At 49.8% G+C, this 15,259-nt stretch carries 13 protein-coding genes and 4 pseudogenes; all 17 read right to left on the bottom strand.

Going from position 1 to position 15,259, the window contains the following annotated elements:
- Positions 1 to 98: 98 nt before the first annotated feature.
- The gene (locus C7M51_RS21465; protein WP_160623477.1) at positions 99 to 872 is read right to left on the bottom strand and encodes a TatD family hydrolase; all 774 of its coding nucleotides are present in this window, start codon (positions 870 to 872) and stop codon (positions 99 to 101) included.
- Positions 869 to 1,924 (bottom strand): patatin-like phospholipase family protein, encoded by a 1,056-nt coding sequence (locus tag C7M51_RS21460; protein WP_160623476.1) that lies wholly within the window; start codon positions 1,922 to 1,924, stop codon positions 869 to 871. The genes C7M51_RS21465 and C7M51_RS21460 overlap by 4 nt, the downstream gene beginning before the upstream one ends.
- An 8-nt stretch (positions 1,925 to 1,932) precedes the next feature.
- Positions 1,933 to 2,118: a CsbD family protein gene (locus C7M51_RS21455; protein ID WP_160623475.1), complete on the bottom strand. Its 186-nt coding sequence runs from the start codon at positions 2,116 to 2,118 to the stop codon at positions 1,933 to 1,935.
- Positions 2,119 to 2,173: 55 nt separating this feature from the next.
- The gene (locus C7M51_RS21450) at positions 2,174 to 2,335 is read right to left on the bottom strand and encodes a DUF1328 domain-containing protein (RefSeq protein WP_003856556.1); all 162 of its coding nucleotides are present in this window, start codon (positions 2,333 to 2,335) and stop codon (positions 2,174 to 2,176) included.
- A gap of 129 nt (positions 2,336 to 2,464) precedes the next feature.
- A complete protein-coding gene (osmY, locus tag C7M51_RS21445; RefSeq protein WP_160623737.1) occupies positions 2,465 to 3,079 on the bottom strand; it encodes a molecular chaperone OsmY in 615 nt (204 codons plus the stop codon).
- Between the two features lie 315 nt (positions 3,080 to 3,394).
- Positions 3,395 to 4,984, bottom strand: coding sequence for a peptide chain release factor 3 (gene prfC, locus C7M51_RS21440; RefSeq protein WP_160623474.1), 1,590 nt, complete (start codon positions 4,982 to 4,984; stop codon positions 3,395 to 3,397).
- A gap of 327 nt (positions 4,985 to 5,311) precedes the next feature.
- On the bottom strand, positions 5,312 to 6,460 hold the full coding sequence (locus C7M51_RS21435; protein ID WP_160623473.1) for a hypothetical protein: 1,149 nt from the start codon (positions 6,458 to 6,460) through the stop codon (positions 5,312 to 5,314).
- Between the two features lie 102 nt (positions 6,461 to 6,562).
- Positions 6,563 to 6,694, bottom strand: coding sequence for a hypothetical protein (locus tag C7M51_RS22625; RefSeq protein ID WP_280116105.1), 132 nt, complete (start codon positions 6,692 to 6,694; stop codon positions 6,563 to 6,565).
- Between the two features lie 120 nt (positions 6,695 to 6,814).
- Positions 6,815 to 7,210 (bottom strand): Imm8 family immunity protein, encoded by a 396-nt coding sequence (locus C7M51_RS21430; RefSeq protein ID WP_244323780.1) that lies wholly within the window; start codon positions 7,208 to 7,210, stop codon positions 6,815 to 6,817.
- A gap of 251 nt (positions 7,211 to 7,461) precedes the next feature.
- A pseudogene (locus tag C7M51_RS22830) lies at positions 7,462 to 7,602 on the bottom strand (RHS repeat-associated core domain-containing protein); the annotation flags it as partial.
- Between the two features lie 33 nt (positions 7,603 to 7,635).
- Positions 7,636 to 8,088, bottom strand: coding sequence for a hypothetical protein (locus tag C7M51_RS21420; protein WP_160623471.1), 453 nt, complete (start codon positions 8,086 to 8,088; stop codon positions 7,636 to 7,638).
- Between the two features lie 792 nt (positions 8,089 to 8,880).
- Positions 8,881 to 8,988 (bottom strand): annotated as a pseudogene (locus tag C7M51_RS22825) (RHS repeat-associated core domain-containing protein); the annotation flags it as partial.
- A gap of 399 nt (positions 8,989 to 9,387) precedes the next feature.
- A complete protein-coding gene (locus tag C7M51_RS21410) occupies positions 9,388 to 9,759 on the bottom strand; it encodes a hypothetical protein (protein ID WP_160623470.1) in 372 nt (123 codons plus the stop codon).
- The gene (locus C7M51_RS22345; protein ID WP_208852111.1) at positions 9,756 to 10,037 is read right to left on the bottom strand and encodes a hypothetical protein; all 282 of its coding nucleotides are present in this window, start codon (positions 10,035 to 10,037) and stop codon (positions 9,756 to 9,758) included. The genes C7M51_RS21410 and C7M51_RS22345 overlap by 4 nt, the downstream gene beginning before the upstream one ends.
- A gap of 93 nt (positions 10,038 to 10,130) precedes the next feature.
- Positions 10,131 to 10,285, bottom strand: a pseudogene (locus C7M51_RS22820) (RHS repeat-associated core domain-containing protein); the annotation flags it as partial.
- Between the two features lie 106 nt (positions 10,286 to 10,391).
- The gene (locus C7M51_RS21400) at positions 10,392 to 10,958 is read right to left on the bottom strand and encodes a hypothetical protein (protein WP_160623469.1); all 567 of its coding nucleotides are present in this window, start codon (positions 10,956 to 10,958) and stop codon (positions 10,392 to 10,394) included.
- A pseudogene (locus tag C7M51_RS21395) lies at positions 10,955 to 15,256 on the bottom strand (RHS repeat-associated core domain-containing protein). Before C7M51_RS21395 ends, C7M51_RS21400 begins: the two are co-directional and overlap by 4 nt.
- Positions 15,257 to 15,259 lie beyond the last annotated feature (3 nt).

The following is a 15,259-nucleotide window of genomic DNA, read 5'->3' as shown; positions in this document are numbered from 1 at the left end:
CTTCGCCATAATAGCGCAGAAGGGCAAATGTGAAAATTATCACATCCACCCTTTTTTTACCGGCTTAACAGCCAGAAATGCGGTTTGAACTGCGATCTTTAGCGTAGCTGAAATAGTCGCATGCTGTTATCAGCAATGGTGGCGGCAATTTCTTCTGGCGGCTCTTTACGTAACTCGCACAGGGTTTGCCATATGTTAACCACGCGCTCTGGCCGATTCGGTTCACCCTGAAAGCCGTTAAGCGGCATATCAGGCGCATCGGTTTCCAACAGCAGCGAGGAAAGCGGAAGCTGCGCAATCGTCTGACGCGTTTTACTGGCGCGCGGATAGGTGATGGTGCCGCCAACGCCGATAGCGTAACCAGCGGCAATAAAAGCCTGCGCCTGTTGCAGACTACCGGCGAAACCGTGCACCACGCCACGCCGCGGCACCTCGATACGACGCAGATGCATGGCCAGTTTGTCATGGGTGCGGCGTGAATGCAGAATCACCGGCAGATCGTAATCGCGTGCCAGCCGCAGCTGGGCATCAAGAAAATATTGCTGACGATCGAAACGGGGATCGTCCATATAAAGATCGAGTCCGATCTCGCCGATCGCTACCAGCTTTGCTGGTCGCTGCCGTACATACTGTTCCAGCGCGGCGAGTGCGGCATCACTGTGCTGCTGAATAACAACAGGATGCAGGCCTAACGCGGCATAAAGTGCCGGGTAACGCTGCGTCAGCGCCAGAATATTATCGAAGCGTGTGGCATCAATCGCCGGGACGATAATCTGTCCAACGCCCGACTCTGCCGCCAGTGCCAGGCTCTCCTGTTGACAATCGCTAAAAGGAGGGAAATCGAAATGGCAGTGAGTATCAATAAACCTCACGCCAGCGATCCTTTGTCATAGTCAGCATCGTTTTCTGCATTTTTCTTTACTACCTCATTGAGGTTTACTGAGATCATTGCCGGTTCATTGGCTACCGGCGCTGGCGGTGTAATCACCACCGGCGTCTCCAGCGACACCTTCTGATTAAGCCAGCGTCCCAGCGTAGCAAGAAAATAACGTCCACAGCGACGTCCTAAATGATAATCCTGATTAAGAGCACTAAGACGGCTACCCAGCGCGTTACTGGCCAGCGGACGCGATGGATAAATCTCAATAATATTCAAATCACCGGGCGGATGTTCAATAAACTGTTGGATCTCATAATAGCTTTTTTCATGCTGCTGTAGCAGCGTCACCCAGGGGCTACCGGCAAACCAACGCTCCATACGTTTCAACCAGTGGGGCGTATAAAACATCTGTGAGGGGACGGTACGGATAACGATAATGGTTTTGGCTCCACGCCGCGCCGCCTCGCGTACCGGTATCGCATCGGTAATGCCGCCATCAAGATAGTGGATATCGTCGAGTAAAATACCGCTGCGGTAAAAGCCAGGAATGGCGCTGGACGCTTTAATAAGATCGAGCCAGTTGGCGCTGGTCGGCGCAAAATAGCGGGCGGAATAGTCATCGCTGCGGCAGGCGCACATATAAAATTCCCTGCCTTCGGCAAGCAGTTTTTCCGCTTGCGCCATTGCCAGCGGCAACTCCTGGCTGGTGATACTTGTCAGCCAGTCAAGATCGATAAGATGCCCACCGCGCGCAAAGCGCAAAGGATCAAAAAAGAGTTTATTGGTCGTATAGCGTGTGATCACCCGGCGGGCATAGCCCCGTTGACCACAGACAAAAGCGGAAAGGTTTTGTGCTCCGGCGGAAGTGCCGAGATAGAGCTGAAAAGGATTAAAATTTGCACGTTGAAACTCGTCCAGCACGCCCGCAGTAAAAATACCGCGTTGCCCTCCCCCTTCACAAACCAGCGCCATTTTTCCGGAGGTAAAAGGGCGTTGTGCTAACGCCGCTATATGGCCTGGCGTTATCGGAATATGTATTCCCACAATGCTATTTAACGTGTCCGCTTATCGGAATTATTTTGGTTTTGCTCCCTGCCATAATCTTCCTGCAAAATTCCGGAGAGCCAGTCATTGTTTCCTGACATCCAGGCGTCGTCGCTATCAAACCACTCCGCCCATATTAGCGCCATTTGACCTTTCCATTGTTTCCATTTGCCTACAACAATGTCGCTATTCATGACTGGCCTCCGCTAATTTCACTGAATCTCTTTGTTCAGCGTTGAGACTGCCTACCTATGGACGTCTGCGACCGGTAAACAGGCTGACGAGGAACAGGATAATACCAACAACGAAAACGATTTTAGCGGCCCATGCTGCCGTACCGGCCAAACCACCAAAGCCCAACGCTGCTGCAATCAAAGCGATTACCAGAAATATAATACCCCAACGAAACATAAGCCTCTCCTTTACCATAGTGAAAATCGAACTGCTTACTCAGCTAATTCAGGGGAATACACCCCATGAACGTTCTTTTTTTACGGGTCCACACATCGGCGCGACAGTTTCAGCCGCGCCGCTAAAGCGTTAAGGTTTTACCGTCAGGTCATTTTTAACGCTTTTCACGCCTTCAATAGCTTTGGCGATACTTTCAGCACGATCTGACTGTGCTTTATTCTCTACCGCGCCAGAGAGCTGAACGACACCGTTGGTGGTTTCAACTTTTACTTTCCGGGACGGTACAATGTCATCCGCTAACAATTTAGCTTTGATTTCGCTGGTGGTAGCGGCATCGCCGGCATAGCCACTTACTGATTGTTTTTCGCTGTCTTTAACGTGTAGTTTGTCACTGACGGATTTCACACCCTCAACCTTCTTCACCAGCGCCACGGCTTTTTCAGCCTGATCCTGAGAAGAAACAAAACCGCTTAGCGTCACCACGCCTTTATCGGTTTCTACTGAGATATCCGTACTTTTAATGGTTTCATCATCTACCAGTGCGGCTTTTGCTTTGGCAGTGATGGCGCTGTCATCCATAAAGCCATCAACTTTTTTCATAGAGCTATCGATTTTTGACCCTGCGCTATCCGCTGCATTCTCTGTTTTCTGCGAGACGGATTCATCTGCCAGCACGGAACCGCTCAGCAGAGCAGAACCCACCATCACAGCCATCAGAGTCTTGGTAATCTTAGTCTTGCTCATCGATATCTTCCTTCTATCCGTTATTCCACTCACAATCGTAAGCGTGGCGACAACAAACCGCGATGCCGCCGAAAAGGACGCCGGGGCTGCTACGCCACCGCTTTTTGCGTCCGACAAGGTAAGCATAGACAAGGATCGGCATTCGTCTCGTTTTTCTGGTTAAAAAACAGGTAAGAAGGCGATTTGTGGGCTTTTTTAAGAGGAGTCTGTAAGCTGGAAGGAATAATCTGCGGTGGTACTAAAAAGGGACATCGCGAAGCGCAGTGCTGGCTCCGCGATGTTTGCAGAACGCGCCGCAAAAGGGCGCGTTACCGATTAATGTTCGCGCGTTTTGCGGAACGTTACCTCAGGATAGCGTTCCTGCGTCAGGTTGAGGTTAACCATGGTCGGTGCGATATAAGTCAGATTATCGCCGCCGTCCAGCGCCAGGTTAATTTCATTCTTACGCTGAAACTCATCAAATTTCTTCGCGTCGCTGCATTCTACCCAGCGAGCGGTCGACACGTTAACCGATTCATAGATCGCTTCCACGTTGTACTCGCTTTTCAGGCGCGCCACGACCACATCAAACTGCAGGACACCGACGGCACCAACGATCAGATCGTTATTAGCGATGGGGCGGAACACCTGTACCGCGCCCTCTTCTGACAGCTGCACCAGCCCCTTCAGCAATTGTTTCTGCTTCAGCGGATCGCGCAGGCGAATACGGCGGAACAGCTCTGGCGCAAAGTTCGGGATACCGGTGAACTTCATGTTTTCGCCCTGGGTAAAAGTATCGCCAATCTGGATAGTACCGTGATTGTGCAGGCCGATAATATCGCCCGGATAGGCTTCTTCAACGTGCGCGCGATCGCCCGCCATAAAGGTTAACGCATCGGAGATCACCACATCTTTACCGATACGTACCTGACGCAGTTTCATACCTTTTTCATATTTACCCGATACTACGCGCATAAAGGCCACGCGGTCACGGTGTTTTGGATCCATATTTGCCTGAATCTTAAAGACGAAACCGGAAAATTTCTCTTCGCTGGCCTCGACGATGCGCGTATCGCTCTGGCGCGGCATCGGCGCGGGCGCCCAGGAAACCAGACCATCAAGCATATGATCGACACCAAAGTTACCCAGCGCCGTACCGAAGAAGACCGGCGTCAGTTCACCTTCCAGGAACGCTTCTTGCTCAAACTCGTGAGATGCGCCTTTCACCAGCTCCAGCTCATCGCGCAGCTGCGCCGCCAGATCTTCGCCCACCGCTTTATCCAGCTCAGGGTTATCCAGCCCTTTAACGATGCGCACTTCCTGGATGGTATGGCCCTTGCCGCTTTGATAGAGGTAGGTTTCATCCTTATAAAGATGATAAACACCTTTGAACAGCTTGCCGCAGCCGATTGGCCAGGTAACAGGCGCACAGGCGATCTTCAGCTCGTTCTCAACCTCATCCAGCAGTTCCATCGGATCGCGGATATCACGGTCCAGCTTGTTCATAAAGGTCAGGATCGGCGTATCGCGCAGACGGGTAACTTCCATCAGCTTGCGGGTACGATCCTCAACGCCTTTCGCCGCATCGATCACCATCAGGCAGCAGTCAACGGCGGTCAGAGTACGATAGGTATCTTCAGAGAAGTCCTCGTGCCCTGGGGTATCCAGCAGGTTCACCAGGCTATCGCGATAGGGGAACTGCATTACCGAGGTAGTAATGGAGATCCCACGCTGTTTTTCCATCTCCATCCAGTCCGATTTAGCGTGCTGGCTGGAGCCACGGCCTTTTACCGTACCGGCGGTCTGAATCGCCTGTCCGAACAGCAGGACTTTTTCGGTAATGGTCGTTTTACCGGCGTCGGGGTGAGAGATTATGGCAAAGGTGCGCCGACGCGACACTTCTTGCAAAAATGCAGCATTAGACATCGATAAGTTCTTCTGTTGATGCTGTGACGCGGCGACAAAGGGGCGACACAGCCGTTAATTCATAGGGGCCTGCGATATTGCCGGGCCCGAAGCCGGAACCATGCAGTTTACCTGACGAGCCTGTTGCACGAAGATAAAAGCTGCCGAAAAGCATCGCGGTCTACATGGGTGCCAGCCTCGTGTAACAATGTTGAAAAGTCAGGTAATGAGGCCGCATAGCTTACCCTAAGTACATAAAAAAAGCAGGCTGAAATCGCTTCGTCCCGCCTATTTCCTTCAGTGCAAAGCGTCGTCTGAGAAGGGCTTTTTCAGTCAACTGGCAGGATGTTAATGGTGAGCTTCCGGGCGCTGCTGAAGCTGACTCAGAACAATTTGACTAACCAGGCCATCACTGAGACGAACAGAAAGCGTTTTCTCCCCCAGATGCCAGCTAAGCCACTGTTCTCCATCACGCTCCGTGGGCTCGCCCGGCCCGTAGCTGCGCACGATCTCCGCTGCTGAAGCGCCAATATGGATACCGCGATGCGTCGTCAACGAACCATCAACCAGGGTAATTTGCATAATGTAGCGATCGTCGGCGCTACGCTGTAGCCGCTCCCAGTTTTCATTGGAAGCGATCAGCAGCAGCGCGTCATAGCGATGCTGAAAATAACGGTACGAGGTTTCTGCATTTTGCTCACTCGCTAACGCCTGGCGTGCCCGCTCCGGCGGCAGGCTCATCATGACATCCTCATTCCATGGTTGCCCCAGCGTTAGCGTGACGCCATTTACCTGAACGGCAAAATCTTCCATTGTCAGAGCGGCGGCTGGTTGTTCTTCCAGCGGATAAAAATCTTCAGGCTCAACGCCCGCGTCGGTTTGCAATACGCCGTCTGTTTTATGTGCCCTGAAGAAAAACAGATGCGGAGTGGTTTCCGGATCGCCGCCGCATGCGGGATGATTACGATTTTCCCGCACATCGATCAGATACCAGGCCGGATCGTCATTATCATCAACAATGCTCATACTCAGGCATTCGCTGGGCAGCGGAGTAAGCTGACGCTGACGAACCGTTGTCCAGACCCTGGCGATAATTTCGTTCTGCCTGCTATCTTCATCTTCCAACTGTTGCGATGACGGCTGCGCAGCGGCATGGTTCTCCAACGGCGGCACGACGGTATCGTTTGTTTCCGTTGAGATACCGATCATATTGGGGCGGGATTCTGCGGGCGCGACGTTAATATCTGCGGTATCAGCGTCTGCTGAGGTTACATTCACTGAGGGGACAACCTCTTTCGCCGACTCAGCCTCTTTATCCGCTAACGTGCCGTCAGCTTCTTCATCCAAAGGATTATTAACCGGTGATAAAACCGTAAATTCTTCTGCGGGAGGCGTTAAAGGCGCACGATAAATATCGGGCAGTTCGACAGCTTTCGCGTAGCTGCAACCTGCCAATGCCGTGATGAACAGCAGACGCGTTAAAAGTGAGAAAAACATAGCTGAGCTCGTCAAAATAGTAGCGCACAGGCGCAAAAGCTAAAGTTATCGTTGTTATGGCGGCAAACCAGCGAGGATTTAACACCGAGTCGCAGGAAGGAGTCAAAGGGGATTCGTCTCAAGAGGCAGCGTACCGTCCTGCTCCAGCAGGCGAACGACGCCATCGTAGCGCCAGCTGTGGCTGCTGAAGGGATTGTCGTTATGTTCCGTCCGGCTGGTCAACGCCCTTTGCAAAATTCATTGCCGTCTAAAGTCGGCTAAGTGGACTTAACGAGGGGAGATAATAAAAATCCGGGAAGAGTTAATTTCTTTCCCGGCTTTTTATTACTATTTACCTTTAAAAAAATTAACCATCTATTTTTCATACTCATAATCTTCATATTCCCATGAAAAATAGCGTTGTAATACAAAACAAGATTCATCCCAATTTTCTCTTGTACATTTTTTTAGAATATTTTCAATTACCTTTCTAAGCAAATAATAATCAAAGTAATCAATTACAATAACCCTGTTTTCAGATATGAGAAAATCCTTTGAACGCTTTCTCAATGCTTCTGGGGTGGCAATTTTTACATAGAAATAGTTGCTTCCTTTTTCACCATCATTCATCCCAATGCATAAATCAACAGCTACATAAGTATCTTCAAGAGAAGCAGGCTCCCACCCACTAAGCGGATCGAACTTTGTTGAAGACATATCGTATAAAATAAGTTGTGGTTTGTTTTTTTCATGGCCGAAAATTGTCCACATCTAAATGAACATTGGCAATAACATCACCATCCACATTTTTGGTTTCAAAATTGACTTGTTTTCCAGTCTTCGACCATGGACGACCGTTAACACGACCGAATCCCCTTTTATCAGCAGGGAATCTGAATGTTCTCAAACCATCTTCTGACACAAGCCCTTATTTATCCATCCTCTAATCCATGATGGTTATTTAGGGTCATTTGCTAATTATCTAAGCCTTGCTTGCCAAAACGCCCGCAGTTCAGACCCTACGGATCGCCCCACCCCAGCGCATTCGGCGCATATTGATAAAGGTTTATTCCACCCGCCAACCCTATCGGATTGGGGTACGTAAATCGCCCGCTGTCCGGATCATAATACCTGAACAGGTTTCCCATTTCACGGTCAAGATACTACTTCTACAACCGCACTTTTTTATTATAAAATCATTGAATTATATCAGCATAAAAGAATTCGTCCTCATAGGAATAAATCATCTTTTTCGTGTTTGCGATTAAAATAATACTTGTTTCATCACCAGGATAAAAAAAGTCACTCCATGATTTTACAAAAATCTCCACAGGCACGATAGCACTTGATTTTCTCCCCCAAAAGAAAAAAATCAATGAGACGTCTTTTAATTTGTTTTTAAAAAACGAAGATGATTGTTCAGGGCAGTCGAATTCAAGTGCATTTTTTTCTATTACAGAACAAAACGCCCTCCCCATCCTCATTAAATGATTAAAAGGAAAAGATATATCCCAAAGAATTTCTGATTCCTTTTCATCAAGGAGAACAATTTTTCGTTTTTCATCAAAGGTCAAACCACAATCTTTAGAATTAAACCTCCATGAAATAGGATATTTCTTCTCATCTAAAATAAACATGTTTTCACTCATAGAATATATGTCCTGCACCACCATCTTTTTTATCTAAGCTCCAATCCTTCCATTTGATACGTGGAATATTGTTCTCTGGAGCATTCATTGTATTTAACTCACTTGGATGATACTCATAACCTTTTTGTACGGCATTTAAAAATAAGTAGGATAGTTATCTATCTATTCCTTAAGCCTCAACGATACAATAAATCTCCTATCATAAGTAGTTCCAATGTCAGTTCTGTTTCCTACCTTAAGACTCTTTGGCAAATAATCATCATCAATACAACAGCCACATTTATTGCAAAATATACTATCAGGTGCATTTTCAAAGAAATAGGCATGATTTCCGATAGCTCTCAAATCAATAACCAATAATTAATTTTTTACTCATCATTTAGTCCCGGATGCTTTAAAAAATACTTAACCGCATTTTTATGCTTTGCACCCACCCTTTATAGAACTCAGCTAAATATTCTAACCTTTCTTGCCTCGTAAAGTTGGCTTGTATCTTAGCACCACTATTTCTACGCTAAGCACACATGTGAACCTTTTCTCCTTTTGTATTAACACTTGTTTTATTTACCAAGAAAGCGTTTAAATCCTTATGAAGCTGGCGATAATCAACTGCATAAAGGATTGTTAATTTCTTATTTCTTTTTCCGCTCATGAAGTTAGGATCGTGAGGGTGTCCATGGCATTTAAGGCCTAACGGTTTGATTTAACTGAGACAATATGACCAATATAATATACTTTTTTAGCTCTGATGCCATAAAGCCCTTTTTTCTTTAAAGGTGTAACAGCCCGTCTTAACGGGTCAATCCACCCCAGCGCATTCGGCGCATACTGATAAAGATTCAGTCCACCTGCCAGCCCGATCGGGTCCGGCTGCATGAACCAGCCTACCTCTGGGTCATACTACCTATTTGGATTGTAATGGGTCAGTGATTTTGCATCGTAGTTCATACACTACCTCCATACCGTGATAGTTTTATTCGCACAAAATTATTGTAAATCAATTGGTAATGAAAATATAAGCTGATTAGCTTGCGAGGTGTTCATGCGATGAAGATGTGGAGTGATCACGATAACCCCAGCGGGTCTATCCATGAGAGAGAATTCGGCGCATACTAATGTTCGCCGCACAGTGAAGCCAATAGATCTCCGGCTCCGTCACCCGGTCGATGCGCGCCAGCGGCTCGTGGCTCTTCTGATCACTAAAACTCAGGTCAAGTAGATAAAAATCAGGGCTAATTGAGATAGCCTCTCTGATTAGTCTAAATTGCCATACTTTCTACATATTATGAGATTTATTTTTTATGCCGAGAACTTCTTGCCCCCAACGTAATTCTTCCTCGTTTTTTTTCTTAACTTAATAATTATATAACCTAAGTTCTTTTTTAGTAAAAGATCAAAATAAAATTTAAAAAAATAATTATCATTTCTTACATTGATTAAATATACATTACTTTCATGAAAATCAGTAAGCTCTGCAATTAAACTATTTATACCAATGACTTGCAGCCCTGACTGTTTTACATTTTCATAGTGAATTTTCATTATGCGTAGTTCATTATCTTTATCACTTTTAAAACCTGCAATTTTATTAACACCGTTTAAGTTTAAATAACCCTCATAATCTTTCGAAATGTATTTACTTACCAGCTCGTATAATTCTTGATTCGTCATGGCAAAAATACCTCAACATCTCCAAATCGGATTCCTTTAAGTAATATTTCTCTCTCCATCCACTCGTCAAACGAATATTCCCATGACCATGCATCTCCAGCTTTAGGAGCCCCAGTTTTAACCCTAAGTATAACACCATCAGGACCCGCAAACCGGCTAGCAACCACAGGATCATCTGTCCACGAAGTAAAGGGGCTATTTGCAGATACACCACCAAAGTTATGATCATCAGCCGAAATTTTAGAATTCACATTGCCCGGAACAACCTTTCCCTTCAAAGCGTTGTTCCATTCCGGATGTCCTTTATGTATACCTCTAAAATTATATTTCCCAGGTTCAGAGTTGGGTAATCGTTTTGTTGGTTTACAAGGAGTTAACCCCCACGGATCGATCCACCCCAGCGCATTCGACGCATACTGGTAAAGATTCAGCCCGCCCGCCCTATCGGATCTGGCTGCGTAAAACGCCCGCTGTCCGGGTCATAGTACCTGAACAGGTTATAATGCAGCCCCGTCTCACGGTCAAGGTCAGGCTAAGCAGATGGTTAAGGGGCAAAAATGTGCTTGCTTAGTAGATTGAACAGATATCAATGATAAAATCCAAGAATATGTAATCTACTTTCCAACTTTTACTCAGTCAACATTAATAGTTATTTTACTGATATCAGCACCTCTGAACTTATAAGTTTTTACTGCATTATTAATAATTTTTGCAGTTTCTACTCCCAATATAATTGAAGGCGATTTTTCTTTACCGCTACCAAAAGAAGTTGATGTAAAAAATATTCCTTTTTCTAGTACCCTACCGGTTTCATCATAAAAAGTAGGATCAGGCATAACCTGGTCAAAATATTGATGACACTCGTCGCAATAGTTTCCTTTTTTGTATGCGGCATAGCTAATTATATTTTTAGGTCTCATTAAAAATAAAATTTTATTCTTATCCACTGGTAAAAAATCAACATTTAGCCCAAGTCCATCTATATATTCCTTAAACCTCAACGATACAATAAATCTTCTATCATAAGTAGTTCCAATGTCAGTTCTGTTTCCTACCTTAAGATCCTTTGGCAAATAATCATCATCAATACAACAGCCACATTTATTGCAAAATATACTATCAGGTGCATTTTCAAAGAAATAAGCATGATTTCCGACAGCACTCAAATCATAACCAATAATTAATTTTTTACTCATCATTTTAGCCCCGGATGTTGTTTAAAGAAATCCTCAACCGCATTTTTATACTTTGCACCCGCCCCTTTATAGAACTCAGCTAAAGCCTTTAACCTTTCTTGCCTTGTAAAGTTGGCTTGTATTTTAGCCCCACTATTTCCACGCTGAGGACGCATGTGAACCTTTTCTCCTTTTGCATTGACGCCTGTTTTATTTACCAAGAATGCGCTTAAATCCTTATGAAGCTGGCGATGATCAACCTCATCAAGGATTGTTAATTTCTGGTTTTTCTTTCCGCCCATAAATTTAGGATCGGAATGGTGACCATGACATTTAAGACCTAACGGATCAATCCAAGTGAGAGGGTTCGGTGCGTATTGATATAAATTCAATCCGCCCGCCAGCCCTATCGGGTCCGGCTGCGTGAACCGCCCGCTGTCCGGGTCATAGTACCTGAACAGGTTATAATGCAGCCCCGTCTCACGGTCAAGGTACTGCCCCTGCATCCGCAGGTTCTGCGCAAAACCCGTCCCCCTCAGCGGCGTTTCATACTCCAGCCTGCCCCACGCGCTGTTTCGCCCTTCCCAGCGCAGCTCTCCTTCCGCATCCGTCAGTCGCTCCGGCGTGCCGTTCGCCGCGCAGTGAAACCAGTAAACCTCCGGCGCGATGATGCCGTCGATGCGCGCCAGAGGCTCATAGCTCTCCGCGTCGCTGTAAACATAGGTCAGCGGCACCTCATCATGAATTTCCTGTAACAGCCGCAGGCCATCCCACACGAAACGCGTTGTCACCGTGCCACCGTACGGTTTCCCGCCCAGCGTCTGCCGCCGCGTTTTGCTGACGCGCCGCCCCAGCGGGTCGTAGCGGAAGCTCACCTCCGTCTGCGGCCTGTTACGGTTCTTCGGCTGGCTGATAACCTCCGTCAGGCGATGCTCCCCGTCCCAGCGGTAAAGCTAGCGCGTCCCGGCGCTCTCCTTTTCCGTGGTACGACCGTGCACGTCATATTTCCAGCGGATGCCGTTCAGCTCCGTCACCCGGTTATGCCGCTGCGGCTGATGCTGACCGCCATCCAGCGGATTGCCCGCCGCATCCCAGCGCCACTGCTCCCGCCCCGGCAGCGTACCGTCCTGCTCCAGCAGGCGACCGACGCCATCGTAGCGCCAGCTGTGGTTGCTGAAAGGATTGTCGTTATGCTCCTCGCGTATCAGGTTATCACACAGATCATAACTCCGGCGGCAGGACCAGCGGCGCGGGGCCGGACGCTGCGCATGGCCGCTGAAAACGTCACGTTGCCGGATACGCCCTAAACGATCCCATGCCGTCCGGCTGGTCAGCGCTCCCTGAGTACGGCTCACCTCCCGGTGCAGTTCATCACGGGTAAATTCACTGATCGTCAGGCCGTCAAGCGCGATACCCAGCAGATGTCCGCTGCCGTAATAATGCTGCTTCAGCCAGCGCCCGTCCGGAAGATGTACGGCAGTACAGTTACCCGTCGCATCGTAACGCCAGCCCAGCGTGCCGTTCTCGCCCCGTTCCGCAACGGGACGCCCCAGCGCATCATAGTCAAACGCCAGCGTCTGCTCCGCCTCCCGGCTCCGGTGCCCTTCCCCCTGCGCCACGTGCTGCGTGACACGCACCGGTAACCCGGATGGCCCGTAATGCCAGCGCGTTTGTCCCTCCGGCGTGGTGCGCGTCAGTAGCTGCCCGCCGGCGCTCCAGGTAAACGTATGGGTTATCGCTTCCGCCCGCCCGGCGGCGAAGGTTCGTGAGATGATGCGCCCGCAGGCGTCATAGTCACAGGCGGTAACCACGCCATCCAGACCGGTTTCCTCCAGCAGCAGCGAATCTGCGCCCCAGAGAAAGCGATAAGCCTCGCCGTTTTCATTATGCAGTGCCGTCAGCCTGCCACGGCTGTCCCGGCTGCGGCGGATTTCGCCCCCTGCCGCATCGCGCATGCCCACCACAAAACCCGTGTCGTCATAGCTGAACTCGCTGCGTCTGCCGTCAGCCGCTTCGTAAACCTGCAACAGGCCACGATGGTTCCAGCTCAGTGATTCCTGCCAGCCTTCCGCACGTTCAGCCTGTAGCAGACGCCCGGCGGCATCATAACGCCAGCGCGTCTCTTCGCCGTCAGGCGTTATCATCACTTCAGGCCAGCCAAGCGGATGGTAGCGCCAGCGCGTGGTGCGTCCGGAACAGTCGGTCTCGCGAATCACCTGCCCCGCATCGTTATATTCATAACGACGCACGTTACCCGCTTCATCAACTTCTTCCGTCACCAGCCCGCAGGCATCGCGGCGGTAAAGCCTGCTCTGCCCCAGCGCATCAACAACCCGTGCCAGGCCGTGGTGCTCATCATAATAAAAATGGGTGGCCGCACCGTCCGGCCCGGTTACCGCTGCCGGCAGCGCACGGTGCTCCAGCCAGCGGGTTGTCTGCCTGTTGCCGTCCGCGTCCGTTTCCGCTATCCGGTTGCCCGCTTCGTCATAAATAAAGCTGACGGAATTGCCGAGTGGATCGGTACGCCGCGTCAGTTGTTCATTCTCATCCCACTCGTAGCGCCAGCTTCCACCACGTTCGTCCACGAAACGGGTAATCAGCCCCTGCGCGTTCCAGTAATGCTGGCGCACCTGACCATCATACTGCGTGACGGTGGTCAGGCCCGCCGGAATGTCATAGGCAATATGGCAGCCGTCGCCGCTGCTGGTACGGTTTTCCACCACGCGCCAGTGGTCAAATTTTTGCCAGCGATATTCGCTTTCCAGCCCACCAGGCAGACGATGCCAGACCATCAGGCCATCATCGTTATAGCGATATTCACGGGTGGTGATGCCAGCAGCGTCGGTGGCAGAAGCCAGCTGACCGCGCTCATCGTAGCGCCAGTTCATCAGCGTCCAGTGCTGGCTACCATCAAAATGAGTGGCAGCGGTAACGCGATCGGGAAAACGCGCATCGTCGTACGAAAGGTTAATATCAATAGCCTGCGGCTCGTCATGGATGCGCACCAGTCGCCCAAGCTCATCCCAGCCGGTTTGCAGGCCGTTGCCGTACTCATCGCTCAGCGAGGCCAGCCGCAGAACCGCAGGATTAGCGCGTGTAGGCTTAAACAGCCGCCACGTTGCGCCTTCCTCATCAGCAATAGCTACGTCACCGTTTTCATTGCGGCGCACAATAACGCCTTCGCTGATATTGAAAAAAACTTGATTGATTGGCGGCAGCGTAAAACGGAGCTCGCGGCCCGTGTCATCGAACCACGTCGCGTCGTCTCCGTCCAGCGCCAGCCAACTGTCGAAAACGGTGGCCCATCCCTTACCAAACAGGCCGACACGCGTAGTCAGGCTGTTATAGCTACGCTGCCAGCGCAGCGGAAAACAGCCGGGCAGGGAGAAATCCAGCTCGTCATCATCGTTTAACACCTTAACGCCAGTGGCGGCATGAACCGGACGGAAAGCGGCAAAAACAGCGTTTATCGCCATATCGGCCAGCATACCGCCGCCTGCCGCCGCCAGCGCACAGGGCATATTCTTCAGGATCTTACCGGGGCGTCCACGCACCAGTGATAACGCAATCATTGCCACCGCAAGACCTGCCAGCTTGCCGCTTTTAATATCCCGAACGGTTAGCGTCTTTCCACCAATAATCACGTCAGGTGAGACAGAGTCCGAAATAGTCGCGCCGCAGGTAGTACGATCTTTTGCCCGCGCCGCTGGCTGCCCGTTAATAAATACACTGTCCGAGCCTTCCGCCAGGTATTGCGGCGGACCATGCTTACGGCAGGCGACAACATCCTCTTCCAGCGGCGAAGTGCCTTCCGCCGCCGTGGCGATGGTGGGTTGCCACATCTCGCTGCCAAACTGCTTTGCCATTGAAAGTAATATGCCGCCATAGTCCGCAAAGCTGCCGGGAGGCTGCTTTACCGGTGGTGGCGTATCGGCTGGCGTCAACATGCCCGCAGCACGCGCCGCAGGTAACAGATTAATCAGCACATCGCTGGCACCGGTAGCGATAATACCGGCTGGTGAAGGCGGAAAAAGGAAATTACCAATACCTTCAGCAACAGCCGAGATATCATCGGTAATACCGGCAGCGTTAGCTAACACGCCACCAACGATACCGCTCAGGACGCAGCTTGAGCCTATCGCTGCCACTCCCGCAGCGGCCATACCTGCACCGAGAAAAGGTGCCGCAGCCGTAGCGGCCACGCCAACAGCCGCCCCGATTACCGCATAGGCTGCCCCTTCTGCAACAATGCTGACAATATCAGCGAAAACGCTGGTGTGGATGATCTCATCCGTCTTGCGGGCTGCGTTACTGTCGCTCATATT

This window comes from Mixta intestinalis (genome assembly GCF_009914055.1).
Taxonomy (GTDB): Bacteria; Pseudomonadota; Gammaproteobacteria; order Enterobacterales; family Enterobacteriaceae; genus Mixta; species Mixta intestinalis.
The sequence above is the reverse complement of the archived record's forward strand: the minus strand, read 5'-3'. Positions and strand labels throughout refer to the sequence as shown.